The 25,142-nt window shown below is 44.0% G+C and carries 25 protein-coding genes and 5 tRNA genes; 17 read left to right on the forward strand and 13 right to left on the reverse strand.

Annotation, left to right across the window (positions count from 1 at the left end; translation table 11 throughout):
- Positions 1–72: 72 nt before the first annotated feature.
- From fusA to hemA, 10 genes are all read right to left on the reverse strand, one after another.
- Positions 73–2,160: an elongation factor G gene (gene fusA / locus NLG07_RS09445; protein WP_254855214.1), complete on the reverse strand. Its 2,088-nt coding sequence runs from the start codon at positions 2,158–2,160 to the stop codon at positions 73–75.
- 104 nt (positions 2,161–2,264) lie between these two features.
- Positions 2,265–3,386 (reverse strand): 23S rRNA (cytidine(2498)-2'-O)-methyltransferase RlmM, encoded by a 1,122-nt coding sequence (gene rlmM, locus NLG07_RS09450; RefSeq protein ID WP_254855215.1) that lies wholly within the window; start codon positions 3,384–3,386, stop codon positions 2,265–2,267.
- 8 nt (positions 3,387–3,394) lie between these two features.
- A complete protein-coding gene (locus NLG07_RS09455; protein ID WP_254855216.1) occupies positions 3,395–3,763 on the reverse strand; it encodes a DUF423 domain-containing protein in 369 nt (122 codons plus the stop codon).
- A gap of 22 nt (positions 3,764–3,785) precedes the next feature.
- Positions 3,786–4,421: an alpha/beta fold hydrolase gene (locus tag NLG07_RS09460; protein WP_254855217.1), complete on the reverse strand. Its 636-nt coding sequence runs from the start codon at positions 4,419–4,421 to the stop codon at positions 3,786–3,788.
- On the reverse strand, positions 4,414–5,361 hold the full coding sequence (locus tag NLG07_RS09465; protein ID WP_254855218.1) for a transcriptional regulator GcvA: 948 nt from the start codon (positions 5,359–5,361) through the stop codon (positions 4,414–4,416). Before NLG07_RS09465 ends, NLG07_RS09460 begins: the two co-directional genes overlap by 8 nt.
- A gap of 161 nt (positions 5,362–5,522) precedes the next feature.
- Positions 5,523–6,371 carry a 3-deoxy-8-phosphooctulonate synthase gene (gene kdsA, locus NLG07_RS09470; RefSeq protein WP_254855219.1) on the reverse strand — a complete coding sequence of 283 codons (849 nt, stop codon included), beginning with the start codon at positions 6,369–6,371 and terminating at the stop codon, positions 5,523–5,525.
- 8 nt (positions 6,372–6,379) lie between these two features.
- A complete protein-coding gene (locus NLG07_RS09475; protein WP_254855220.1) occupies positions 6,380–6,751 on the reverse strand; it encodes a SirB2 family protein in 372 nt (123 codons plus the stop codon).
- A gap of 43 nt (positions 6,752–6,794) precedes the next feature.
- Entirely contained in the window at positions 6,795–7,676 is an 882-nt protein-coding gene (gene prmC / locus NLG07_RS09480) for a peptide chain release factor N(5)-glutamine methyltransferase (protein ID WP_254855221.1), read from the reverse strand.
- Positions 7,676–8,761 carry a peptide chain release factor 1 gene (gene prfA, locus NLG07_RS09485; RefSeq protein ID WP_254855222.1) on the reverse strand — a complete coding sequence of 362 codons (1,086 nt, stop codon included), beginning with the start codon at positions 8,759–8,761 and terminating at the stop codon, positions 7,676–7,678. Before prfA ends, prmC begins: the two co-directional genes overlap by 1 nt.
- Positions 8,758–10,041, reverse strand: a complete 1,284-nt coding sequence (gene hemA / locus NLG07_RS09490; protein ID WP_254855223.1) for a glutamyl-tRNA reductase — start codon at positions 10,039–10,041, stop codon at positions 8,758–8,760. The genes prfA and hemA overlap by 4 nt, the downstream gene beginning before the upstream one ends.
- 47 nt (positions 10,042–10,088) lie before the next feature.
- Here hemA and lolB point away from each other — a divergent pair, with 47 nt between their 5' ends.
- The 12 genes from lolB to NLG07_RS09550 all read left to right on the forward strand — a co-directional run bounded on the left by lolB (position 10,089) and on the right by NLG07_RS09550 (position 17,299).
- The gene (gene lolB / locus NLG07_RS09495) at positions 10,089–10,691 is read left to right on the forward strand and encodes a lipoprotein insertase outer membrane protein LolB (protein ID WP_254855224.1); all 603 of its coding nucleotides are present in this window, start codon (positions 10,089–10,091) and stop codon (positions 10,689–10,691) included.
- Between the two features lie 5 nt (positions 10,692–10,696).
- The gene (gene ispE / locus NLG07_RS09500) at positions 10,697–11,608 is read left to right on the forward strand and encodes a 4-(cytidine 5'-diphospho)-2-C-methyl-D-erythritol kinase (RefSeq protein ID WP_254855225.1); all 912 of its coding nucleotides are present in this window, start codon (positions 10,697–10,699) and stop codon (positions 11,606–11,608) included.
- A gap of 4 nt (positions 11,609–11,612) precedes the next feature.
- A tRNA-Gln gene (locus tag NLG07_RS09505) sits at positions 11,613–11,688 on the forward strand.
- Between the two features lie 44 nt (positions 11,689–11,732).
- A complete protein-coding gene (locus NLG07_RS09510) occupies positions 11,733–12,680 on the forward strand; it encodes a ribose-phosphate pyrophosphokinase (RefSeq protein WP_254855226.1) in 948 nt (315 codons plus the stop codon).
- A gap of 204 nt (positions 12,681–12,884) precedes the next feature.
- Positions 12,885–13,508: a 50S ribosomal protein L25/general stress protein Ctc gene (locus tag NLG07_RS09515; RefSeq protein ID WP_254855227.1), complete on the forward strand. Its 624-nt coding sequence runs from the start codon at positions 12,885–12,887 to the stop codon at positions 13,506–13,508.
- A gap of 5 nt (positions 13,509–13,513) precedes the next feature.
- Positions 13,514–14,098 carry an aminoacyl-tRNA hydrolase gene (gene pth / locus NLG07_RS09520; protein WP_254855228.1) on the forward strand — a complete coding sequence of 195 codons (585 nt, stop codon included), beginning with the start codon at positions 13,514–13,516 and terminating at the stop codon, positions 14,096–14,098.
- A gap of 38 nt (positions 14,099–14,136) precedes the next feature.
- On the forward strand, positions 14,137–15,228 hold the full coding sequence (gene ychF / locus NLG07_RS09525; protein WP_254855229.1) for a redox-regulated ATPase YchF: 1,092 nt from the start codon (positions 14,137–14,139) through the stop codon (positions 15,226–15,228).
- A gap of 198 nt (positions 15,229–15,426) precedes the next feature.
- A tRNA-Met gene (locus tag NLG07_RS09530) sits at positions 15,427–15,503 on the forward strand.
- A gap of 30 nt (positions 15,504–15,533) precedes the next feature.
- Positions 15,534–15,618, forward strand: a tRNA-Leu gene (locus NLG07_RS09535).
- A 5-nt stretch (positions 15,619–15,623) separates the two neighbouring features.
- A tRNA-Gln gene (locus NLG07_RS09540) sits at positions 15,624–15,699 on the forward strand.
- 29 nt (positions 15,700–15,728) lie between these two features.
- Positions 15,729–15,804: transfer RNA gene (locus NLG07_RS09545), tRNA-Gln, on the forward strand.
- Positions 15,805–15,895: 91 nt separating this feature from the next.
- A complete protein-coding gene (locus NLG07_RS09550) occupies positions 15,896–17,299 on the forward strand; it encodes a sodium:alanine symporter family protein (protein ID WP_254855230.1) in 1,404 nt (467 codons plus the stop codon).
- A 3-nt stretch (positions 17,300–17,302) separates the two neighbouring features.
- Here NLG07_RS09550 and NLG07_RS09555 read toward each other — a convergent pair whose 3' ends face one another.
- The 3 genes from NLG07_RS09555 to NLG07_RS09565 are packed head-to-tail and all read right to left on the reverse strand — an operon-like array spanning position 17,303 to position 19,553.
- Positions 17,303–18,160 (reverse strand): TraB/GumN family protein, encoded by an 858-nt coding sequence (locus tag NLG07_RS09555; protein ID WP_254855231.1) that lies wholly within the window; start codon positions 18,158–18,160, stop codon positions 17,303–17,305.
- Positions 18,161–18,199: 39 nt separating this feature from the next.
- Entirely contained in the window at positions 18,200–18,373 is a 174-nt protein-coding gene (locus tag NLG07_RS09560; RefSeq protein ID WP_254855232.1) for a hypothetical protein, read from the reverse strand.
- Positions 18,374–18,383: 10 nt separating this feature from the next.
- A complete protein-coding gene (locus NLG07_RS09565) occupies positions 18,384–19,553 on the reverse strand; it encodes an FAD-dependent oxidoreductase (protein WP_254855233.1) in 1,170 nt (389 codons plus the stop codon).
- A 155-nt stretch (positions 19,554–19,708) separates the two neighbouring features.
- On the opposite strand from NLG07_RS09565, the gene miaB reads away from it, so the two are divergent.
- Genes miaB through lnt form a run of 5 tightly spaced genes read left to right on the forward strand, consistent with a single transcriptional unit; the run spans position 19,709 to position 25,142 of the window.
- Positions 19,709–21,136, forward strand: a complete 1,428-nt coding sequence (miaB, locus tag NLG07_RS09570) for a tRNA (N6-isopentenyl adenosine(37)-C2)-methylthiotransferase MiaB (RefSeq protein ID WP_254855234.1) — start codon at positions 19,709–19,711, stop codon at positions 21,134–21,136.
- Positions 21,137–21,152: 16 nt separating this feature from the next.
- Positions 21,153–22,208 (forward strand): PhoH family protein, encoded by a 1,056-nt coding sequence (locus NLG07_RS09575; protein ID WP_254855235.1) that lies wholly within the window; start codon positions 21,153–21,155, stop codon positions 22,206–22,208.
- Entirely contained in the window at positions 22,198–22,656 is a 459-nt protein-coding gene (gene ybeY, locus NLG07_RS09580; protein WP_254855236.1) for an rRNA maturation RNase YbeY, read from the forward strand. Before NLG07_RS09575 ends, ybeY begins: the two co-directional genes overlap by 11 nt.
- Positions 22,657–22,698: 42 nt before the next feature.
- Positions 22,699–23,574, forward strand: a complete 876-nt coding sequence (corC, locus tag NLG07_RS09585) for a CNNM family magnesium/cobalt transport protein CorC (RefSeq protein WP_254855237.1) — start codon at positions 22,699–22,701, stop codon at positions 23,572–23,574.
- Positions 23,574–25,142 (forward strand): apolipoprotein N-acyltransferase, encoded by a 1,569-nt coding sequence (gene lnt, locus NLG07_RS09590; RefSeq protein WP_254855238.1) that lies wholly within the window; start codon positions 23,574–23,576, stop codon positions 25,140–25,142. The genes corC and lnt overlap by 1 nt, the downstream gene beginning before the upstream one ends.

Consider the following 25,142-nt stretch of genomic DNA (forward strand, 5'->3'; position numbering starts at 1 on the left):
CGATAGTAAAAAATGGACATTAAAAAACCCCGAGGAGCGAAACTCATCGGGGTTTTGCTATATTCGAACAGCTTACTTAGCTTCTTTACGCGCTTTCGCTTCTTCGATAACTGCTTCAGCTACGTTCTGTGGACAAGGGCTGTAGTGTGAGAACTCCATTGAGAACTGACCACGACCAGATGTCATTGTACGTAAGTGACCGATGTAACCGAACATTTCTGAAAGAGGTACATCAGCCTTGATGCGAACGCCTGTTACGCCCGCTTCTTGGTCTTTGATCATACCACGACGACGGTTCAAGTCACCGATAACGTCACCAACGTGATCGTCTGGCGTAAATACGTCAACTTTCATCACAGGTTCTAGTAGTTGTGCACCCGCTTTTGGAATTGACTGACGGAACGCACCGCGCGCTGCGATTTCGAACGCAACCGCTGATGAGTCAACGGCGTGGAAACCACCGTCGAATAATTCAACTTCAACATCTAATACTGGGTAACCCGCTAGCACACCTTCTTGCATCATTGAGGCAAAGCCTTTTTCGATGGCTGGGAAGAATTCTTTTGGTACGTTACCACCAACAACCGTTGATTTGAATGTGAAACCAGAATTTTGCTCGCCTGGCTTGATACGGTAATCAATTTTACCGAACTGACCAGAACCACCGGATTGTTTCTTGTGCGTGTATGAATCTTCAACTTCTTGTGTGATAGTCTCACGGTATGCTACCTGAGGTTTACCTACTTCAAGTTCTACGCCATAAGTACGCTTCAAGATATCTACTTTGATGTCTAAGTGAAGTTCACCCATACCTTTAAGGATGGTTTCACCTGAATCTTCGTCCGTCTCAACTTGGAATGAAGGATCTTCTGCAACCATCTTACCGATTGCAATACCCATCTTCTCAGTAGAGCCTTTGTCTTTTGGTGCAACCGCAATTGAAATAACTGGCTCAGGGAAGATCATAGGTTCAAGCGTACAAGGATGATTTGGATCACATAAAGTATGACCTGTTTGTACATTCTTCATACCCACAACAGCAATGATGTCACCTGCTTGTGCAGATTCTAATTCAGTGCGCTCATCAGCATGCATTTCTACCATACGGCCGATACGCTCAGTTTTACCTGTTGCAGAGTTTAGTACCGTCATACCTTTGGTCATGCGACCAGAGTAAATACGGATAAAGTATAATGCACCGAAACGGTCGTCCATGATTTTGAACGCCAATGCGCGTAGTGGCTCGTCAGGAGAAACGATGGCTTTTTCGCCAGTCGGCTCACCAGTTTCTTCATCAGTCAAATCTTGAGGATCAACTTCGGTAGGTGACGGTAAGTAGTCAACAACCGCGTCAAGTACTAACTGAATACCTTTGTTTTTAAATGCAGAACCACAGTAAGTCGGGAAGAACTCAAGGTCACGAGTACCTTTGCGAATACACGCTTTGATTTGCTCAACTGAAGGCATCTCACCTTCCATGTACTCCATTAATAGTTCATCATCAACTTCTAATGCAGTTTCGATCAGTTCTTCATAATATTGGTCAACTTTATCAACCATGTCGGCTGGTACATCTTGCACTTCGTAGTTTTCTGGAAGACCAGAATCGTCCCAGACATACGCTTTCTTAGAAAGAATATCAACCACACCAACGAAATCATCTTCGATACCAATTGGTAAAGTCATTACTAGAGGCTTAGCACCAAGTACTCTCTTTACTTGGTCAACAACGCGATAGAAATCTGCGCCCATGCGGTCTAATTTGTTCACGAAAATCAAACGTGAAACTTCAGATTCGGTAGCATAACGCCAGTTTGTTTCTGATTGTGGCTCAACACCACCAGAACCACAGAATACACCGATACCACCATCAAGTACTTTCAATGAACGATATACTTCAACGGTGAAGTCAACGTGTCCTGGAGTATCGATGATGTTCATGCGATGGTCTTTCCAGAAACAAGTTGTTGCCGCTGATTGGATAGTAATACCACGCTCAGCTTCTTGTTCCATGAAGTCAGTCGTAGACTCACCGTCATGTACTTCACCCGTGCGGTGGATCTTACCAGTTAACTTTAGAATACGTTCTGTAGTGGTGGTTTTACCCGCGTCAACGTGAGCAAAAATACCGATGTTACGATAGAGTGATAAATCAGTCATGGTTACACTTTTAAATTGGTTCAAAAAATCGGGCGGATTATATAGGATTTTAGCGCTGAAGTCATAGAGTTTTTAGTTTTTAAATAAAATTTTCATAAAAACCTCTACAAATCGCCATCGCGTAAAATACAGACGGTGACTTCATCGCGGTTGTGATAAAGATGCTTTGCTTGCAATGAAAATGATATGCCTGCACCTTTGAGACCTTCCCTAAGCAGGTTCAGGCATTCGGTCATAGTGGCATAGCGATTTTGCATCGGTAGCTTTAAATTGAATATCGCGTGTCGAGCATCGCCGTCAAGCAACCAATCCAACATCAAATTAGTTACTCGTTGCGGCTGTTCGATCATATCGCATACCAGCCATTGAACCGGGCCGTGCAGAGGTCGATATTTGAATCCATCTACAGCGTAATACTCAACTAATCCCGTCGCCATCAGTTGAGCTTGCATTTTGCCATTATCGATTGCTGCCACCTGAACTCCTCGTTTCACTAGCTGATAGGTCCAACCTCCAGGACACGCCCCCAAATCGACAGCTCGATAGCCTTCGCGAAATAGGTCGGCTTGGTCGGTTTTGGGGATGAAGGTATAAATGGCCTCTTCCAACTTGAGCGTTGAGCGACTAGGGGCATCTTGTGGCATTTTGAGCCGATAAATACCTTGTTCATGGTCACTGCGATTATGCGGGAGACTGACACCTAACAACGCCTTATCATTTTGTGACAAAAAAATATGCCAACACAGACCCGCAATAGGCTTGTTGAATTTGCGCCGATACAGCACCCCTTTATCTCGCATGGCTTGTCTGAGCGGTACTGCAAATTTGCGACTGAACTTGCTTAAGTGTTTGCCTTCTTCAGTATCCGGCACTTCAACCACGCAAGTTTGTAGTGCTTGCTCTGATTCAGGTAATACAGACACGACTTCGCTTACCCTATCGTCTCCAGAGAGATGTACCGGATGAGCAACCAAAAACACCAGCTGACGAGCGAACATTAGTTCAGAAAACTGAACCTGCTTTGAAATCGTTTTCAACGACTGGCTTTGATGAAGATAAAAGCAAGCAAAGCCTGCGCTTTTAGTAAACTTTGGATAACCAGAAATCGCTGATTGGGCAAAATACCTCGACAATTCATCAGACATCTGACTAGCATAGCCCTGCCGGCAATAGCACAAGACGCCAATGATTTCGAAGTCTGGAAAAAATGCTTTTGCGTGAGTCATACTTTTGCTTATGTTCCTGGACCTTGCTTTGGCACTGAGCGTATGACATATATTATCAAAAGCAACCATGAAATAAGTAAGGAAATTCCACCAAACATAGTTAACTTGCCCCAAATGGCAATATCAAACACGTATTTAGCATATATAGTGAACGAAAAAAGCACCACACCAAGAGTTGCAAACATCTGCACTAAAAAAACTAGTGCATCATTGCGCTGAAATTGACCAATGAGCAAAATTAACAGCACATGGACAATATGCATCATTAAAGCATTATCGATACTTTGTTGTGCCATTTTATGTAGTTGAGATTGATGAGAAACATAAGCACTCAATGCAACAAAGACAAACCCAGCGAAAGCCGCTACAGCATTCAAACATCGAGACAATTGGTCAAACCTATTCACTTACCCGCCCTTTCATGAACTGAGTAATTTTTGAGGCCGCAGTATGCATGTGTTCAATATGAGATAGGCCACTTACTTTGCGCGGTTTTAAACTGTGATCACCATCTGGTACACAATGAACGGCGATGTTTGTTGGGAGTGAATAATCTGCTATTTCCTGTGCGTTGCCAAACGTATCTCGCTCACCTTGAATGATAATGACTGGTTGCTCTATCTGGTGTAATACATCAAGACGAGTGTTATTTGGTTTACCGACTGGGTGGAATGGATATCCTAGTACTGCAACGCCTTTTATATCATCACTTTGGCACGCCACATGGCAAGCCACTCGACCACCCATTGATTTACCTCCGATCCAAAGCTGAGCATTAGGCTCGCGTTGTCGAATTTCAGTAATGACTTGAGAATATTCTTCAATTAATGTGGGTAATCGAGACGGTGGGATTTTTTTTTCTTCAGCATACGCCTTTTGCATATAGCCAAAATTAAACGTCCAAACATTTACGCCTTTCTCACAGAGAAATTCTTGCATCCCTTGCATAAAGTCATGACGCAACCCTGCACCTGCGCCATGCGCTAAGACCACATGCAAATTAGATTCTGCGTGTTTCACATTCAGATCAAACATTATCTATCTCCGAGTCGAAACGGTTATTCGATGTTGTACCGTTATGCGGAAAAGCACTTTCATGTTTGACTAGTTCAAGCATCCACTCGCGAAACGCTGTGACTTTTTCTGATTCGTAGTGCAATTTATCCGCGACCAGATAAAAGGCGTCTTTCGCCGCAATCTTTTGTGGAAAGGGACAAACCAAACGACCTGATTCTAATTCCGGTTTAGCTAAAACAGTATTAGCCAAGGCCACCCCTTGACCAAGTGCGGCAGCTTGTAACACATACATTGAATGACTAAATACAGGACCTTGATTGACATTTATGTGCGTTAAGCCGTAGTGACGCAGCCAATTACGCCAACCATTTCTGGATTCATCGTGTAGGAGTGTGTGCTTATCGAGATCCGTAACGGAATTCAATAGCGGTTGATGCTCTAACAACATTGGAGAACATACTGGCGTGATGAACTCATCGTGAAGTTTGTCAGCCAATAATCCCGACCAGCGTCCCCGCCCATAGTAAATTGCCACATCCATATCGTCGGTCAAATAGCCATCATCAAAATCAACCGCCTTTAAACGCACATCAATATCCGGATATACTTGACTGAACAAACTTAATCTTGGCACTAGCCATGTACTGGCAAAACTGGGTGGAGAGGCAATGGTTATGGCGCCTTTCGCACCGCGCGCAAGCAGTTTTTCGGTCGCGTCTTGAATATGTGCGAAGATATCTTTCATATCATGAAAATACGCTTGCCCTTCTTCAGTCAAGAACAAATTCCGGTTGCGACGTGTAAACAACTTTACGCCCAAATGCTCTTCTAATAATTTTATTTGATGACTTACAGCAGCCTGTGTCACAAAAAGCTCATGTGACGCCTGGGTAAAACTCAAGTGTTTTGCAGCGACGCAAAATGCTCTCAACGCATTTAATGGCGGTAATCTTTTCATAAAACTCTTGTCACAGGATGTTGTCGTTAAATATATCGCAGAAAGCCGACACTGGACGAATAACTTGTAAGAACTCTAATCACACAACTAAGCGTTGTACGACTGGAGCGAATGTTACATGTGCAAAGCGATACGGTAAACGTCCTTGTAAAAACCCCATGTTACTCTGCGCTGGTATCTAATGGTGCAAAACCTTTAACCAGCTCATCAACCGCTTTCATTTGCGCCAAATAAGGTTCTAATTTGGATAATGGCAAAGCACAAGGCCCATCGCATTTGGCTTCGTCAGGCTTTGGATGCGCTTCGATAAAAAGACCGGCAATACCGAGTGCCATCCCAGAACGAGCAAGTTGTGCAGCCTGAGCGCGACGACCGTCTGCAGAAGATTCACGACCGCCAGGCTTTTGTAATGCATGTGTGGCGTCAAATATCACAGGCGCCATGGTTTTCATCTCATCCATTGCCAGCATATCGACGACCAGATTATTGTACCCGTAACACGAGCCACGCTCACACAGCATGATTTTTTCATTACCTGCTTCGGCAAATTTTTTGATGATATGGCGCATTTCGTGGGCGGCGAGAAATTGCGGTTTTTTAACGTTGATCACCGCATCGGTTTTGGCCATTGCTACGACCAAATCGGTTTGCCTAGCCAAAAACGCCGGTAACTGAATGACATCCACAACTTCAGCCACAGGTTCGGCTTGAAAAGGTTCATGAACATCAGTAATGATAGGCACACCAAAAGTGCGTTTGATTTCAGAAAAAATTTCAAGACCTTTGTCCATGCCGGGACCTCGAAACGAGTGAACCGATGAACGATTCGCCTTATCAAAGCTAGCCTTAAACACATAAGGAATGCCTAGTTTGCTCGTTACCTCAACATAATGCTCTGCTATGCGCATCGCCAGATCTCGGCTCTCTAATACATTCATTCCACCAAACAAAGTAAACGGTGCGTCATTGGCAACGCATAATGCGTCAATCTGACATGCTGCAATAGTCATAAAATTCCTTAAAATAACGGGGTTTTAGTGATAGCAATATTCACTGTAATTAACAGCCAAGCGATGGCACCTATGTACCCAAGCATGCGCATCCCATTATTACGAGCATATTTATAAGCGAGCGCACCTAGAGCGACATAACACACAAAGCCCAAAATCTTGTGCATAACCCAAGTATGCTCTAATGGGTTCAGTTTTAATGTGCCTAATAATCCAAACGCAGTTATCAAAATGAGGGTGTACAAGATATGGGGTACTATTTTGAGCCACTTTTTATCCTTAATGGCTAAATCGAAGTAATGTGCAACAAATTGAATGGTCAAAACGATTGCCGATAAGCTCACAACAAGATAGTGTAAGTGCTTAAACATCATATACATAATAATCTTCCTAGTCTCATTATAATTGTGTTGATATCTTGGACTATGGCATACGTCCAAGAGTAATTCGCGGTTGTTGTGCATAATCGCATAAGGTCTGGATATCTGTAAACCCAGCATGACTAAATAGAGCCTGTATCGCACTGCCCTGCTCAAAACCATGCTCAAGCATTAACCAGCCTCCATAATGCAAATACTGCGGTGCAGATTGAATGATCAGTTTGATATCAGCCAGGCCGTTTAATGCCGATGTCAACGCAGACTGTGGTTCAAAGCGAATATCCCCTTTTTGTAAATAGGGGCTCCCTGGTTCAATATAGGGTGGATTGCTGCATATCACATGAAATTTTTGATGAATTTCGTTAAACCAATCACTGGTAAAAATCTCGGCATTGGCAATTTTTAATGCCTGTTGATTGTGCTTTGCTAAGTGAACGGCATCTGGTACAAAGTCGACACAAACCACTTCTGCATGTGGCGCTGCTTTGGCGATGGATAAGCCAATTGCACCGGTACCCGTGCCTAGGTCAAGAATTTGCGGAGAGGATATGTCTGTGATTTTTTGCAAGGCTAAATCAACTAGCATCTCCGTTTCTGGTCGCGGTATTAAAGTACAGGGTGCAACCGCAAAAATACTATCATAAAACCCCTGCTCACCCAGTATATAGGCAACTGGTTCACCGTGCATTCGCCTCAATAACATATGATGGAGTTGCATCACTTGTGCATCGCTAAGGTGTTTTTCAGGGAACGCTCTTTGCTGAGTTGCAGATATACCACTGATATGCTGAATCAAGCGCATTGTTTCAGTTCGTGCATCGGACTTGCTGTATACCACACCAGGTCCTTGCACACTAGCTAAAGCATCAAGTAAGGCACTTTCCGCTTCAACTAAGAGGTCTTGAATTTGGGTAGAACTTAACACTAGTCGTCGGCAAGCGCGGCAAGTTGGTCAGCTTGATGTTCTTGACGAATCGGCTCTAACAAAGCGTCTACATCACCGGCAATCACTTCATCTAGCTTGTATAAAGTTAAATTGATACGGTGATCAGTCACTCGACCTTGCGGGTAGTTATACGTTCGGATCCGCTCGGAACGATCGCCCGAACCCACCAGACTTTTACGCGTTGAAGCTTCTTCTGCTGCACGCTTTTCTTGTTCAATATTGTTTAAACGAGATTGCAAGACTGACATCGCTTTGGCGCGATTTTTGTGTTGCGAACGCTCATCTTGACATTCCACCACCAAGCCAGTTGGAATATGTGTTAAACGAATGGCTGAATCAGTTTTGTTAACGTGCTGACCACCAGCGCCTGATGCACGAAACGTATCCACACGCAAATCTGCAGGGTTAATTTCGATAGCCTCAGATTCAGGTAATTCAGCTAACACTGCAACAGTACAGGCCGATGTGTGAATGCGACCTTGGCTTTCTGTTTCTGGCACACGTTGCACCCGATGACCGCCAGATTCGAATTTGAGCACACCGTAAGCACCATCACCAATCACATTCACAATGACTTCTTTGTAACCGCCATGCTCACCTTCGTTAGCTGAAATCAATTCTACTCGCCAGCCCTTAGTTTCAGCATAACGCGAGTACATGCGGAACAAATCACCAGCAAAAATCGCTGCTTCATCACCACCAGCACCAGCTCGAATTTCCAAAAAGCAGTTACAATCGTCTTGAGGATCACGAGGTAGTAATAAGACTTGTAAAGATTGTTCTAATTCAGCGATTGTGGCTTTGGCTGTTTTGAGTTCCTCTTGTGCCATCTCGCGCATTTCAGGATCGTCTTCATTTAACATTTCATTGGCCATCTCGAGATCATCACACGCCTTCTGATAATCGTTAAAGTGCTTGACTACGTCTTCAAGTTGAGAAAATTCTCTTGAAAGAGCTCTAAACTTTTCTTGATTGCCGATCACTTCAGGATCACTTAACAGGGCTTGAACTTCCGCAAAACGCTCAACCAAGTTTTCGAGCTTATGCACGACCGATGCTTTCATTTGTATTCATTACCTTCTGTTTTAACTTCGACATCCAGCCCCATGGCTTGACTCACCTGTGCCAACAAATCGTTATTGCCGTCCGCACTGAGCTGACCAAGTACCTTAGTTGGTCCGTGCGCAAGTTGATTGGTGAGCTTATATGCAAATTCGTCGAGAACAGACTCTGGATCTGTTCCGTCTGCTATTTGTTGTTTGGCTTTGCTGAGAAGTTTATCACGGATTTCGATATTTTTTTCACGAAATGTTTTGACGACATCCACCCCAGCCTGTGCGGCTTGCCACTTGGCAAACTCTGTGATTTGCGAGCTGATTAAAGATTGTGCAGCCTTAGCTGCTTGTTCACGATTGGCTAAATTTTCTTGCACAATCTGCTGTAAATCATCGACCGTATACAAGTATGCCTCATCAATGTCAGCAACTTCTGCTTCGATATCGCGAGGCACAGCAATATCGACAAACAACATCGGACGGTGTCGGCGTTGTGCTAAGGCGTGTTCAACTGTCCCTTTACCTATTATTGGCAGTTGCGAAGCCGTAGAACTGATAATAATGTCAGCTTGCGCTAAATGAGACGGTAATTGACTTAACGTCAATGCTTCACCGGCAAAAGCTGAGGCAATCCCTTGCGCCTTGGACAAGGTTCGATTGGCCACACTGATATTCGTTGCGCCTTGGTCATGAAGATGCTTAGCGACCAGTTCAATCGTTTCACCGGCACCGACTAACAAAACTTTGGAACGGTCGAGTTTTGAAAAAATTTGTTTGGCTAGTTGTACTGCAGCAAAAGCAACTGAAACGGCGTTGGCGCCTATTTCTGTCTCAGTACGGACTTTTTTTGCCACTTGAAAGGTGTAATCAAACACTTTGCGAAATTGATTCGTTAGAGCGTCATGGTTTTTGGCGTCCATCACGGCTTGTTTCACTTGTCCCAATATCTGTGGCTCCCCTAATATGAGAGAATCTAAACCACTCGCCACGCGCATAATGTGATTAAGCGCCGCTTCATTTACGTGGGTGTAAGAGTGATCCGCGAGCGTATCAATGTCTACATTGTGGAATTGCCCCAACCATTGCAGCAAAATTTCTGGATCTTCTTTTGTACATTGAGCATAGATTTCGGTACGATTGCATGTAGATAAGACAACCGAGCTAGTCACACCATCGATTTTTTGTAAACTCGAAAACGCACGGGTCACCGCATCTGGCGTGAAGGCCACTTGCTCCCTGAGTGCCACAGGTGCCGTTTCGTGATTGATGCCAAAGGCAATGATGGTCATGGTGTTCCTACTCTTTGTTACGGCGTGCATTGTACGAAAAAGCCCTTATGAATAAAAGCAGTTTACGACTATGGATCGTGTTTTATTGCCTGTGGTTTAGTGGTTGTTCCACTTTGCCCAAATCATTACCTTTGACGGATACGCAAAGACCATCCGAACTTACACAGTGGCAAATGCGCGGGAAACTTGCCGTAATTACCCCTGATGAGCGTCGAGCTGTTAATTTTTTTTGGCAACGCAACGACGCAATTTATCAGACGGTAATAACCACTTCTCTGGGCATAAATGTATTATCGGCCAAACGCAATCAATCGGGTCTAGAATTAACTGCTGATGGGCAGACCTATGCATCAAACGTTCCGGAACAACTCATCCTTGAACTCACTGGTTGGCAATTGCCCATAGATCAATTAAATCATTGGTTGATTGCTGACGTCAGGGAGGAAGATGGCGTGGTCAGCAAAAATGATCAGGGGGTAATTACTGAATTTATGCCAACATGTTTTGTTATTGACAAACAAACTTGTCCAACACCCATGCGTGTTACCTACTCTGACTATCGCAAAGTAAATAAAGTCTCGTTGCCACATCGTATTACCCTGATCATGGGGGCACAAACATTCAGACTCAAAGTCTCCGGCTGGAATTAAGTAAAATGTATAATCAAATCGATTTTTTAGATGCTTTTTCACACGTCAAATGGTCTTCTCCAGCAAAACTGAATCTTTTTTTGCACATCACCAAACAACGAGATGATGGTTATCACGAACTACAAACCCTATTCCAGCTACTCGATTACGGCGATTCTCTGCGTTTTTCACCCGCATCTGTTGGCGAGATTAATATGCTAACCCCCATCGAAGGTGTTGCTGATGAAGATAATTTAATTGTCAAAGCAGTACAGCTGTTGCATCAAACGACGGGCAACCGCTTTGGAGTAAACATAACATTAGAAAAAAAGCTCCCCATGGGCGGCGGGATTGGTGGGGGTTCGTCCAATGCAGCGACCACTCTAGTGGTACTCAACAAATTGCTCGCGCTGGGCTTAAACCCAATTGAATTAGCCGATCTGGGTTTGCAATTAGGTGCAGATGTGCCGGTATTTGTAAACGGGTTAACTTGTTTTGCCAGTGGCGTTGGCGAAGAATTTGCGCCGGCACCGCTCAAATCCTATACATTTTTAGTGATCCATCCAGATGAGCACATTTCAACTGCAGCCATTTTTAAACATCCTGACCTCCCCAGAAATACACCAATAATGAACTGGCACGATTATCAATTTCCCAAGACCCATAATGATTGTCAGGAATTAGTCGTAAACCTTTATCCGAAGGTTGCAAATTTATTACAGCACTTGTTACACTACGCACCGTCGAGATTGACAGGTACGGGCGCATGCGTATTTGCAATGTTTGACACGGAAGATGAAGCTTTACATGCACTGCAAGAATTGCGTAAACAGCAAATAGTCGATAATAATACACATGCATTTATTGCCAAAGGAGTTACTGAATCTCCTTTGCATAGTCAACTAAAAACGTTATTTGCAACACATGACACGGATTAACCACTGGGGTATAGCCAAGTTGGTAAGGCAGCGGGTTTTGATCCCGCCATTCGTAGGTTCGAGTCCTGCTACCCCAGCCATCTTTTTGACAATTTGACTAATTGACCGCACTGAGGAAACACCTGTGCCAGACATGAAAATATTTGCCGGTAATGCCGTTCCTGAACTCGCCTGTAAAGTTGCTGAAAGACTTTATACCAAACTAGGAAACGCCACCGTCAGTCGTTTCAGTGATGGTGAAATTTCGGTCGAAATCCATGACAACGTTCGTGGTGCCGACGTCTTCATTATCCAATCTACTTGCGCCCCTACTAATGACAACCTTATGGAATTGATCGTGATGATCGATGCACTGCGTCGTGCATCAGCTGGCCGTATTACTGCAGTAATCCCTTACTTTGGTTATGCACGTCAAGACCGCCGCGTTCGTTCTGCACGTGTTCCCATTACCGCAAAAGTGGTTGCAGATTTCTTATCGAATGTGGGGGTTGATCGCGTATTAACTATCGATTTGCACGCTGAACAAATTCAAGGCTTTTTTGATGTACCGGTAGACAATGCTTTTGGTACACCTATTTTATTGGCTGACATGCGTGAACGTGATTTTCATGATCCAGTCGTGGTATCTCCTGATATTGGTGGTGTGGTCCGTGCTCGTGCTACAGCAAAATTACTCGATGATATTGATTTGGCTATCATCGATAAACGTCGCCCAAAAGCAAACGTCGCCAAAGTCATGAACATCATCGGCGATGTCAAAGGCCGTGACTGTATTATTGTGGATGACATGATTGATACCGGTGGCACTTTGGCCAAAGCTGCTGAAGCGTTAAAAGACCACGGAGCGCGAAACGTTTATGCTTACGCAACGCATGCTGTATTTTCTGGTCGTGCACCAGAAAATCTTGAGGCATCCGTTATTGACGAGATCATCGTGACCGATTCGATTCCTTTGTGTGACAAAATGCAAAAAGTTTCAAAAGTGAAGCAGTTGACCTTATCGGACATGCTCGCTGAAACCATTCGTCGCATCTCAAATGAAGAATCAATCAGTGCGATGTTTGAGTACTAAAATCTGATTGATTGATAGCATAGGCAGCGAAAGCTGCCTTTTTTGTTTGTACCTTGGTAATTTACTTGTCGCAAGCGCTCACAAATGGTAGACTTCGTCGCCCTCAATTTGAGGCGAACATGACATAACTTTGATTGCGTCACTCACAAGGGTTAATCTTGGTCGCAAAGATTAACAACATTTATTATTTATTTGGAGACTATCATGTCTGAAGCTATTTTTAACTTAGATGCTGAAGTCCGTAACGATCTAGGGAAAGGTGCGAGCCGCCGCCTACGTCGTGAAGACAAAGTTCCAGCAATCTTATATGGCGCTGATAAAGAGCCTGTATCTTTAACTCTTGCTCATAACAAACTGATCCAAGCATCAGAGTTCGAAGCATTCTACTCTCACGTATTAACCCTAAACATCGGTGGTGAAAGCGTAGAAGCACTAGTTAAAGATATGCAACGTCACCCGTACAAGCCAAAAATCTTGCACGTTGATTTTTTACGCGTTGATGCATCTAAGAAAGTTCATACTCAAGTGCCTGTTCACTTTATCAATGAAGCCACAGCACCTGCAATCAAAACTCAAGGCGGTCACGCTGAGCACCACGTAGCAGAAATCGAAGTATTGTGTTTACCTGCTGATTTACCGGAGTTCATCGAAGTTGACTTAACAGAAGTTGCACTAGGTCAAACATTGCACTTATCCGACATCAAACTTCCTAAAGGTGTAGAGTCAGTTGAGTTAGCAAAAGGTGAATCACACGACCTTGCAGTGGTTACTGTGAAAGCTGCTAAAGGCGCTGCTGCTGAAGCGGAAGGTGAAGCTGACGGCGAGTAAGACCGTTGACTAAGATCCAACTTATCGTGGGCCTGGGCAATCCAGGCCCCGAATATCAAAACACTCGGCACAATGCGGGTGAAATGTTTGTCTCATCTTTAGCCAAAACTTTTGGCTGTACCCTATCCCCTGAAGCAAAGTTTTTTGGACTCACCGGTCGCACTCGTATCGCTGGTCAAGATGTGCGTTTACTGTACCCTACGACATTTATGAATCGCAGTGGTAAAGCAGTATCTGCCATCGCTAACTTTTACAAGATAGATGTGGCAAACATTTTAGTCGCGTTTGATGAATTAGACCTTCCTCCAGGAGTGGCGCGATTCAAAGTAGGTGGTAGCTCTACGCAAAACGGAATTCGAGATATTGTCAGTGCGCTTGGCAATCAAAAAGATTTTTACCGTTTGCGTATAGGTATTGGTCATCCCGGCCACAAAAGCAAAGTGACAGGGCATGTTCTAGGCAAAGCACCACACACCGAACAGACCAAAATTGACTCCAGTATTGATGAAGCAATTCGCTGTACTGAAATATTATTAAAAGACGATTTAGTCACAGCACAGCAACGTCTGCACAGCTTTAGTGCTGAATAGACGTTTTTTGTTGTGTGACGTAATTTGAGGAATGACTTATGGGTTTTAAATGTGGCATTGTTGGTTTACCCAATGTGGGTAAATCCACCCTATTTAATGCACTGACTAAAGCAGGTATCGAAGCAGCAAACTTTCCGTTTTGTACCATTGAACCAAATACCGGTGTTGTGCCTGTACCTGACCCTCGCTTAGACGCATTAGCAGACATCGTCAATCCACAAAAGGTCATTCCAACCACGATGGAGTTTGTCGACATTGCGGGATTAGTCGAAGGCGCTTCAAAAGGCGAAGGTTTAGGCAATAAGTTTTTAGCAAACATCCGTGAAACGGATGCTATTGGTCATGTAGTGCGTTGTTTTGATGATGAAAACATCGTTCACGTTGCGGGTAAAGTCGATCCTGCTGAAGACATTGATGTCATCAACACCGAACTTGCTCTGGCTGACCTTGATAGTGTAGACCGTGCCATTATCCGTGTGGGTAAACGCGCAAAAGGCGGTGATAATGATGCAAAGTTCGAATTAAAGGTCTTAGAAAAGATCAAGCCTCATCTTGATGAAGGCCAACTTTTACGCAGCGTTCCATTAGAGAAAGAAGAACACGCCGCCATTGCTTACATGAACCTACTTACGTTGAAACCAACCATGTATATCGCTAATGTCAACGAAGACGGTTTTGACAACAATCCATATTTAGATAAGGTATGTGAGATCGCTGCAGGTGAAAACGCTGTCGTCGTAGTGGTCTGTGCTGTAATCGAAGCAGAAATTTCTGAGTTAGAAGATGAAGATAAAGCCGAATTTTTATCAGAAATGGGATTGGATGAGCCGGGTTTAAATCGAGTGATCCGCGGTGGCTATAATTTACTGACATTAGAAACTTATTTTACTGCAGGGGTCAAAGAAGTTCGTGCATGGACCTATCCCATCGGTTCGACTGCGCCACAAGCTGCAGGTAAAATTCACACAGACTTTGAAAAAGGCTTTATTCGCGCTGAAGTGATCGGCTTCGATGACTACATTGAGTGCAAAGGTGAAGCCGGTGCCAAAGACGCTGGCAAATGGCGACTGGAAGGCAAAGATTACATCGTAAAAGACGGTGATGTGATTCATTTCCGCTTCAATGTTTAACAACAATCGTCAAGCACAAAAGGTCGGGGTTACCGGCCTTTTTTGTACAGCCAAATCCTATAAAACATCACTGATCACTCAATATTTAATCAAGATGCTTATTTTGCCAACTATTTAGCAAAAAAGGTTGACGCAAGCATTCGATATGTCCATAATACGCGCCACTTCCAAGACACAGATTGTACTTGGAACTACCAAGGCTACGTAGCTCAGCTGGTTAGAGCACATCACTCATAATGATGGGGTCGCAAGTTCGAATCTCGCCGTAGCCACCATTTTACTTTTTGTAAAATGACCAGAGAAATGCGGGAGTGGTGGAATTGGTAGACACGCTGGATTTAGGTTCCAGTGCTTCACGGCGTGAGAGTTCAAGTCTCTCCTTCCGCACCATCTGCTGGGGTATAGCCAAGTTGGTAAGGCAGCGGGTTTTGATCCCGCCATTCGTAGGTTCGAGTCCTGCTACCCCAGCCATCTCTCTACTGTATCATTCATGTATCCACTGGGGTATAGCCAAGTTGGTAAGGCAGCGGGTTTTGATCCCGCCATTCGTAGGTTCGAGTCCTGCTACCCCAGCCATGAATTGCACAGATATTCTCGAAACCATATCGTTATTAGTCTATTTGTTTTATAATCATTTTAATAATTAGAATAAATCTCCACTAATCACATGATCCACGATATTGTTGCCTTTATTAATAACATCCTTTGGGGTGACGGCCAGATTTTGATCTACATGCTATTGCTTGCAGGCATTTGGTTCACCTGGCGTCTTCGTCTATTACAAGTCATTGACTTCAAACACATGTTTAGCCTACTCAAAGGCTCTACTGCATCTGATAGCCGTGGAATATCATCCTTTCAAGCACTTTGTACATCCCTTTCTGCTCGCGTGGGAACAGGCAACCTCGCTGGAGTCGCCGTGGCGATTTCTCTTGGTGGTGCTGGTGCTGTATTTTGGATGTGGGTGATTGCGTTTTTGGGCATGGCCACAGGCTATGCTGAAAGTGTTTTAGGTCAAGTGTATAAGGTCAAAGATGCCAACGGTGAGTTTCGTGGGGGACCCGCTTATTATATCAAACAAGGCTTAAACCAATCCTGGCTCGCAATTACCTTTTCGTTATGTTTATTTTTGGGGTATGGGTTTATTTTTTCGGCAGTGCAAGCCAACACCATTACCGATGCTCTGAATAATGCCTACGACATTGATACGCTTTATTCTGGATTAGTTATTATTACCCTTGCCGGATTAATTGTGGTGGGCGGTCTCAAAACCATCGCGCGTTTTGCCGAATGGATTGTGCCTTTTATGGGCCTTGCGTATGTGGCTGTTGCCTTGGTAATCACCGTCATCAATATTGATTTGTTGCCTTCGGTATTATGGCAAATTATCGCAGGTGCGTTTGGTTTGGAAGAAGCTGCAGCAGGAACGTTTGCTGCTGCCGTCAAGTACGGGGTCATGCGCGGCTTATATTCGAACGAAGCTGGCTCTGGTTCAGTGCCACATGCAGCCGCCGCCGCTACGCCCCACCCTAACCATCCAGCCTCACAAGGCTATATCCAGATGCTTGGTGTTTTTATTGACACGATGATTCTGTGTACTGCAACTGCGTTCATTATTCTGCTCGCTGGTGGTGGTCAGTCAGAGCAAATGGAAGGCATTCGTTTAACTCAAACGTCAATGAGCTTTCATTTAGGCGATGTAGGAGCTGATTTCGTTGCCGCTGCTATTGCTCTATTTGCCTTTACCTCAGTGGTAGCAAACTATGCCTATGGTGAATCTAACTTACATATCTTTAAACTGGACAACAAAATTGGCCGCTGGGCTTATACCGCTGGGTATCTGGCGATGATTTTGTGGGGTTCAATGGCAGCTCTGCCAAAAGTCTGGGCCGCAGCCGATATGGCTTTAGGTTTGATGACGGTCATCAATATCATCGCAATCGTCTGGCTGACCCCCACTATTGTGAGTATCAGTCGCGATTATATTAACAAACGCAAATCTGGACAGAGCATGGCATATAAAGCCGGAGACTGCGAGATCCAAGGCGAGTCTGAAAAAGGTATTTGGTAACATTTACCTTAATTGTGTCACTGAATATCCTTTGGCTTCGAGCATGGTAAGTACACTGTGCTCGCCAGCCAAATGCAAACCACCTACCAAGACCAATTCAGTATTATTATCTTCAAACATGGCTTCAATTTGAGGCACCCAACGCATATTGCGGTCTTTCAATAGTAATTGATACATTCGTGGGAATTCTCTCGGCATATCCGCAATGCCGATCTCCGCCATTGCTTTCATATTACCACTGCGCCAAGCCGCTAACATGCCGTCTAATAACGTTTTAGCGGTAGCAGTTTCAGTCACAGAATAGGAGATAAATAAGTCTTCTTGGCCTTCAGCCATGCCCATCATCATTGTCAGCTGCTCTTGAGGAGATTCTAGCCATGCAATGTCTTTACTATCTTGGTTCGCTTTATCAAAAAAGATTTTATCAACACCTGGTTGGGTTAAACCCAAGATTTGCAGTTCTATAAACGTTATTGCTGTCCCTAATAATGCAGGCTTCATTGGTAAAAAATTCTCAATTGGGATACCGCGTTGTTGTAAGTGTGATTTGACCAATGCCACTGTTTCAGGTGTCAGTACATCCTCAAAAGTGCGACCATCTTGAAAACTCATACTCTGCATCATTAATTGTTGAAATTGCTGAGTTTCCATAAAAGCCAAATCCGATTCAAAAATCAGCTCATCGCTCAAGGCGTAAATTTCTTCGAATAATATTGGCAAAGGTAATTCAGAGGCTGGTAAAACATGCACCGTACCTCCTATATAGAGAATGTCGCCATCTGGTGCTTTGACTTGCCAGATGGAAGTGGCTGAGGCATTTGTTGAAAGGAAGAGTAAAACAGTAAATAGCAACGATTTCATAAAACTTGTCCGTGTAAATTATCACGAACACAATATAGGCTAAAACGCGAGCATTACCAACTGTACTATCAACATGATCATGATCAACGGCCAGATAAACCGGCTGATTTTACTTGTGGTCTCATCACTGACTCGAAGATTGGATTTTTCAATCATGGGAATAAATATAATTAATGCAAGAAACAAGACACCTAATAAGACGAGTACCTCCATAAAGGGCTCCTTACTTTAAACCCATGGCGTGTTTGATAACCTGACGTTTTGCCAAACCACCGTGCTGTGCTAAAAACAAGCCAAGATTCCGCAACGGCTTTAAGATGACATTGGTATTTGAAAATAGATGATACAACACATCCATGCTATTCATCATTTGGCCATTGGCCGCTTGTCGTGGTAATTGGTAATAGCGCTTAAGAGATTTTTGTTCCGCAATGACACCCAATAAACAGCGCACATCAGCAAAGCCCAGATTGACGCCCTGCCCGGCTAACGGATTGATGGCATGTGCCGCATCGCCAATCAAAATCACTTTATCTTTAACATAGTGCTGTGCATGCATACGCACGAGTGGGAAACGTGCTTTGTCCAACACTTCAAACTCGCCAACTTCTTTAGGAAAATGTGCTTTTATCGCTTGGGTGAGTTCTTGAACGGTCATTAGTTCAAGCTCAGCCAAACGTTGCGGCGAATCATACCAAATTAAACTGGCATATTGTTCGTGCATGGGCAAAAACGCCACTGGCCCAGAGGGTTTGAACGCTTGCCAAGTCAATGCTTGCGCCGCTTGAGCTTGCTCCTCAGAAGCATAGTGGTTGCGCACAGTAATCCCCATTGCTTGTTGATCGTATTCCCAGCCGACCGTCGCAATACCAGTTTGTTTGCGAACTTGCGAATGCACACCATCGGCAGCGATGATCCAATTGCCTTGGAGCCTCTTTCCTGATTCAGTTTGAACTACGGCATTGGCTGAATCAATAAAGGAAGCTTTGTCATGCATGACGGTAATGAGTTTTTCATCTTCCATCGCTTGAGCTAAGCCGAGTTGAGTAATGCGATTTTCGACAAAATATCCCAGTAATGATTGACCGACTTCACTGGCATCGAATTGTGTTTTGGCCCAACTTTCTTCCCATACTGCGAGAGAAGAATATGGTTGAACACGCATAGCTGTAATATGTTTCCACGCGCCCAAATCGTCCAATAATTGTACACTGGCCATAGCTAAAGCAGACATCCTCAAGTCAGGCCCTTGATCGGAAGCAAATTCACTGGCAGGAAATGCTTCCAAGACAATGACACTGTGGCCAAGTTGAGCCAAGCCTAAGGCTGCGGCCGAGCCCACCATACCGCCACCTACGACGATATAATCTGCGTTGTGCACTGCTTGGGTCATGCGCTGAACTCCTGAGAAAAACAAGGTTAATCCTTATACGTAAGAAACCCTATTATGTGTCACTCGTGATCCTTGCGCAATACTAGTCTTTGTGAACAATGTCCTGTAAAATCACGATGTTTTTCGATTCTTTGCATACAAGGTCAATACGACAGATGAGCCAAAAACTCTATATCAAAACTTGGGGCTGCCAAATGAACGAGTACGACTCGGAAAAAATGGCCGACTTACTCGACTCAACACATGGATATTCGGTTGCCGAAACGGCCGAAGAAGCAGATGTGATTTTGCTGAACACCTGTTCAATTCGCGAAAAAGCCCAAGAGAAGGTATTTCATCAACTCGGACGTTGGAAAAACCTCAAAAAATCCAACCCTGACCTTATTATTGGTGTAGGCGGTTGTGTTGCTTCTCAAGAAGGCGATCATATTCGTCAACGCGCACCGTATGTCGATATTATTTTTGGTCCACAAACCCTGCATCGTTTACCAGAGATGATCAATGACATCAAAGACGGTAAACCGGCTGTTGTGGATATCTCTTTTCCTGAAATAGAAAAATTTGACCGTTTGCCTGAGCCTCGCGCTGAGGGGCCAACAGCATTTGTTTCTATCATGGAAGGCTGTTCAAAATACTGCACATTTTGTGTAGTACCTTACACTCGCGGTGAGGAAGTCTCCCGCCCTGTTGATGATGTGCTATTTGAAATTGCGCAACTCGCAGAACAAGGCGTTCGTGAAGTCAACTTGTTAGGCCAAAACGTGAATGCCTATCGCGGTGACCATCACGACGGAAGCGTCTGTCGTTTTGCTGAATTACTCGAACTGGTCGCATCCATTGACGGAATTGACCGTATTCGCTATACCACTTCTCATCCGGTTGAATTTACCGATGATATTATCGCAGCATATGACAGTATTCCAGAACTAGTAGATCATTTGCACCTTCCTGTGCAAAGTGGCTCGGATCGTATTTTAAACTTTATGAAACGTGGACACACGGCAATCGAATACAAATCAAAAATCCGCGCATTGCGTAAAATCCGTCCAAACCTTTCTATGTCTTCTGACTTTATCATTGGTTTTCCTGGTGAAACCCAGGCCGATTTTGCAGACACGATGAAATTGATTGATGACATTGGTTACGACTTGAGCTTCAGTTTTATCTACTCAGCTCGTCCAGGTACACCGGCTGCGGACATCGTGGATGACGTCTCTGAAGATGAGAAAAAACAGCGTTTGTATATTTTGCAGGACCGTATTAATCAATCTGCACAGCGTATCGCACGCAACATGCTCGATACAGAGCAGCGTGTCTTGGTGGAAGGTCCATCCAAGAAAAATCCAATGGAGCTCACCGGTCGTACTGAAAACAATCGTGTAGTCAATTTTGAAGGCTCACCCGATATGATTGGTCAGTTTGTGGATGTTAAGGTCACTGATGTCTATACCAATTCATTGCGTGGCGACGTTATACGCCGTGAATGTGATATGGGGCTACGTGTCGCCATATCACCACAAAGCATCCTTGCCAAACAACAAGACTCATTAGGTGTGCAGATCGTCACGCCTAAGTTTGCATAATTTTTTAGAGGCATTTTTGAGTAACTTAGAATCGAACGAGCTTATCTTAGAAGCGGATAATAAGCGCCTTGCGAGCTTATGCGGTCCTTTTGATGACAACATCAAGCACCTTGAAAGACGTTTAGGAGTCGAAATCACCTATCGCAACAATCACTTTAAAATTATTGGTGAAACCTCTGCATCGGATGTTGCCATAGATTTATTAAAAAATTTATTTGTGGAAACTGCTCCTGTTAGAGGAGTCATTCCAGAATTATCTGCAGACCAAGTTCACCTAGCCATTCAAGGGGCTAAAGTCTTAGACCAAGTCAGCGAAGATGAACTCAACCCCTACGGTAAACAAGTTCACATTAAAACTAAGCGCGGCATCATTAAACCGCGTAATCCGAATCAAGCCCAATATGTCGCCAACGTCATTAACAACGACATCGCCTTTGGTATTGGCCCTGCGGGAACAGGTAAAACCTATTTGGCCGTGGCCTGTGCCGTAGATGCTTTAGAGCGTCAAGAAATTCGTCGTATATTGTTGACTCGCCCCGCCGTTGAAGCAGGCGAAAAACTCGGTTTTTTACCCGGTGACTTATCACAAAAAGTCGATCCGTATTTGCGACCATTATACGATGCATTATTTGAAATGCTCGGTTTTGAAAAAGTCGAAAAACTCATTGAACGCAACGTCATCGAAATTGCGCCTCTTGCCTATATGCGTGGCCGAACCCTAAACGATGCTTTTGTCATTTTAGATGAATCACAAAATACCACCACTGAACAAATGAAAATGTTCCTTACTCGGATTGGCTTTAACTCTAAAGCCGTCATTACAGGTGATATTACTCAAGTGGATTTACCCAGAGGGGTGCGTTCGGGATTGCGTCATGCGATAGAAGTATTGCAAGACGTAGAAGATATTTCGTTTAATTTTTTCAACGCCCATGATGTCGTACGTCATCCAGTAGTGGCTCGTATTGTGCAAGCTTATGAAACCCATGATGCGGAAGTAGCCAAACGCAAAGCAGTAGAAAAAGCCCAAAAACTTGCTCAGCAAGCAGCCAAAGATAACGATGCAAATTGATTTAGATGTGCAAATTGCGGTTGATGCTTTGGATTTACCTCAACCAGAGCAAATTGAGCAATACATCCAAACCACATTAGAACAAATTCAGCATGATTGTGCTGAAATGTCAGTTCGATTCGTTTCTAAGACCGAATCACAACAGCTCAATCGCGAGTATCGGGGCAAAGACAAACCGACAAATGTTCTGTCGTTCCCCTCTGATTTGCCCGATTTTATTCCCTCCAATCACATTGGCGACTTGGTAATCTGTCACGATGTGGTCGTGTCTGAAGCGGCAGCTCAGCACAAATCGATAGCGGCACATTATGCTCATATGATCGTCCATGGCACCTTGCATTGTTTGGGCTTTGACCATATTAAAGATGATGAAGCTGAGTTAATGGAATCACATGAAATTGCCATATTAGCGCAATTAGGTATTGACGATCCCTACAACACAGATTAATTTAGATATTGTATTTTTTGCTAAGGTAAACAAAATAAAGTCATGAACGACGACAATCCCCACTCTAGTAACGGTTCTGCGCAAAGCAAAAGCTTTTTTGAAAAAATAAAAGACACGTTTAGCCCAGAACCGCAAAGCACGGAAGACCTCGTAGAAGTCATCTCAGAGGCCCAACAAAATGACGTCATTGACCCACAAACACGGGAAATGATAGAAGGCGTTATCAACGTAGGCAATATCAAAGTTCGCGATATTATGATTCCTCGGGCTCAGATGATCACTATCAATATTGAAGATAAAGTCGAAGACTTTTTACCCCAAGTACTAGAATCCGCACACAGCCGTTTTCCAGTGATCAGTGAAGACAAAGACCATATCGAAGGTATTTTGCTTGCTAAAGACATGCTCAGTTATGCCTTTAACAGTGATGCCACCTTTGAGCTCAAAGATGTGTTACGCGATGCCGTCATTATCCCTGAATCCAAACGAGTGGATATTTTATTAAAAGAGTTTCGTCAGCAGCGCTATCACATGGCGATTGTGGTCGACGAATACGGTGGTGTATCGGGTCTAGTGACCATTGAGGATATTTTGGAACTCATTGTTGGAGAAATCGAAGACGAACACGACGATGACGAAAATAGCATCGATGGTATACGCCCTCTTAACAAGCATACTTATTCAGTCAAGGCCCTCACGCCTTTGGATGATTTTAATGCCTTTTTTGAAACCCAATTCAATGAAGAAGAAGCCGATACTATTGGTGGCATTGTTCTAAAAGGCTTTGGTCATATGCCCGACAGTGGTGAAAAGGTAAAAATTAACGGCATTGAATTCAAAGTCACTCACGCTGATAAGCGTCGTATCGTACAACTCAAAGTCACTTTACCAGACGTACCAAACGAGACCCCGGCCTAATGCCCAAGCATTTACCACAGTGGTTAGCGCCTCTGTGGCGTCAAATGATCATGGCCCTAGTCTGCGGTGCCATGATGACACTGATTTATGCACCATTTGAGCATGGGCTGTTGGTGTTTTTTATTTTACCGGTTTGGTTTTACCTCATATTGCGTTCTCAAGCACCTGGCAAAGTGGGCTTTGCTTTTGGCATGGGCTGGTTTGGTGCCGGTATAAGCTGGGTACATGTATCGATTGCTGATTATGGTGGAGTGCCATTATTAGTATCATTGGCTTTAATGGGGGTATTATGTAGCTATCTGGCACTCTTCCCCGCGCTATTTGCTCGTTTGTTAGCATGGGTGAATCAACACAGTCAGCAACAGCTATTGCCGACCTTATTAGCCGCCCCCATCTTTTGGTATGCCGTTGAATATTTACGCGGTATCTTATTGACAGGTTTTCCATGGCTATCACTTGGTTACAGTCAGATAAATGGTTCGGCACATGCGACGCACCTCATTCCCATCTTTGGCGAGTTAGGCACTAGTGCGTGGATAGTATTGGTATGTATTTGTTTAACACCAGCCACTAATCGTTATCTTTGGCGTCACGCCATTGAACCCAAATCAAATGGACTCTTTGCGCTCGGCTTGTTTTTGGCTGTTTTCATGAAATACACCAATTGGCATTGGGAAATTGAAGATCCACAACAATCTGTAAATCTCGCGTTAGTTCAAGGCAACATTCCGCAATCTCTGCGCTGGGTACCAGAAGAAGACGCCAACACCATGAATAAGTATCTTTCCATGACACAAGCATTATGGGACACACATGACGTCATCATTTGGCCTGAAGCGGCTATTCCGCAATTAGAACCGCTTGCTGATGATTATCTCGCTGCATTACAACAACAGAGTATGGCATCGGATACCCCCTTGATCACTGGGATCCTTAATTATCGGGTGCCAACGAATGAAGCGTTTAATAATGTCATTGTCATTGATAAGCAATATACCTATGAGCATGCTAATCGCTATGCCAAACATCATTTGTTACCTATTGGTGAATTTGTTCCTTTTGAAGGGGTTTTGCGTAAATTGGCGCCTATTTTTGATTTACCTATGTCATCATTTACCCGCGGGGCGTATTTACAACCTAATTTACAAGCAGGGTCACTGTCACTCACCACCGCACTTTGCTATGAAATATTATTTGCCAGACAAGTGCGTGATAATCTCACGCCCAAAACAAATGCCATATTGACGTTAAGTAATGATGCCTGGTTTGGTGCCTCTCATGGTCCTTATCAACACATGCAAATCGCACAGATCAGAGCGCTTGAATTAGGGCTGCCGGTGATTCGAGCGACCAATAATGGGATCACCGGCGTTATTGATCATTATGGGCGGGTTACAGCACAACTTGAGCAATTTTCAACCTCACATCTTAGTTACGCGTTACCATTAAAAAAGCGACATACCCCTTATTTTTACTTTGGTGAGGCAATAAATATGATTTGGCTAGGGATCATGCTCATGATTGCGGTATACTGCATGGTAACAACACGAAAACAGACGTTACAATAA

The organism is Alteromonas sp. LMIT006 (assembly GCF_024300645.1).
GTDB classification, from domain to species: Bacteria; Pseudomonadota; Gammaproteobacteria; order Enterobacterales; family Alteromonadaceae; genus Opacimonas; species Opacimonas immobilis.

Excerpts from the sequence above, each read along its gene's own strand:
- fusA (WP_254855214.1), bottom strand. The coding sequence starts at position 2,160 with ATGACTGATTTATCACTCTATCGTAACATCGGTATTTTTGCTCACGTT.
- rlmM (WP_254855215.1), bottom strand. The coding sequence starts at position 3,386 with ATGACTCACGCAAAAGCATTTTTTCCAGACTTCGAAATCATTGGCGTC.
- NLG07_RS09460 (WP_254855217.1), bottom strand. The coding sequence starts at position 4,421 with ATGTTTGATCTGAATGTGAAACACGCAGAATCTAATTTGCATGTGGTC.
- NLG07_RS09465 (WP_254855218.1), bottom strand. The coding sequence starts at position 5,361 with ATGAAAAGATTACCGCCATTAAATGCGTTGAGAGCATTTTGCGTCGCT.
- kdsA (WP_254855219.1), bottom strand. The coding sequence starts at position 6,371 with ATGACTATTGCAGCATGTCAGATTGACGCATTATGCGTTGCCAATGAC.
- NLG07_RS09475 (WP_254855220.1), bottom strand. The coding sequence starts at position 6,751 with ATGTATATGATGTTTAAGCACTTACACTATCTTGTTGTGAGCTTATCG.
- prfA (WP_254855222.1), bottom strand. The coding sequence starts at position 8,761 with ATGAAAGCATCGGTCGTGCATAAGCTCGAAAACTTGGTTGAGCGTTTT.
- hemA (WP_254855223.1), bottom strand. The coding sequence starts at position 10,041 with ATGACCATCATTGCCTTTGGCATCAATCACGAAACGGCACCTGTGGCA.
- lolB (WP_254855224.1), top strand. The coding sequence starts at position 10,089 with ATGAATAAAAGCAGTTTACGACTATGGATCGTGTTTTATTGCCTGTGG.
- ispE (WP_254855225.1), top strand. The coding sequence starts at position 10,697 with ATGTATAATCAAATCGATTTTTTAGATGCTTTTTCACACGTCAAATGG.
- NLG07_RS09515 (WP_254855227.1), top strand. The coding sequence starts at position 12,885 with ATGTCTGAAGCTATTTTTAACTTAGATGCTGAAGTCCGTAACGATCTA.
- ychF (WP_254855229.1), top strand. The coding sequence starts at position 14,137 with ATGGGTTTTAAATGTGGCATTGTTGGTTTACCCAATGTGGGTAAATCC.
- NLG07_RS09550 (WP_254855230.1), top strand. The coding sequence starts at position 15,896 with ATGATCCACGATATTGTTGCCTTTATTAATAACATCCTTTGGGGTGAC.
- NLG07_RS09555 (WP_254855231.1), bottom strand. The coding sequence starts at position 18,160 with ATGAAATCGTTGCTATTTACTGTTTTACTCTTCCTTTCAACAAATGCC.
- NLG07_RS09560 (WP_254855232.1), bottom strand. The coding sequence starts at position 18,373 with ATGGAGGTACTCGTCTTATTAGGTGTCTTGTTTCTTGCATTAATTATA.
- NLG07_RS09565 (WP_254855233.1), bottom strand. The coding sequence starts at position 19,553 with ATGACCCAAGCAGTGCACAACGCAGATTATATCGTCGTAGGTGGCGGT.
- miaB (WP_254855234.1), top strand. The coding sequence starts at position 19,709 with ATGAGCCAAAAACTCTATATCAAAACTTGGGGCTGCCAAATGAACGAG.
- ybeY (WP_254855236.1), top strand. The coding sequence starts at position 22,198 with ATGCAAATTGATTTAGATGTGCAAATTGCGGTTGATGCTTTGGATTTA.
- corC (WP_254855237.1), top strand. The coding sequence starts at position 22,699 with ATGAACGACGACAATCCCCACTCTAGTAACGGTTCTGCGCAAAGCAAA.
- lnt (WP_254855238.1), top strand. The coding sequence starts at position 23,574 with ATGCCCAAGCATTTACCACAGTGGTTAGCGCCTCTGTGGCGTCAAATG.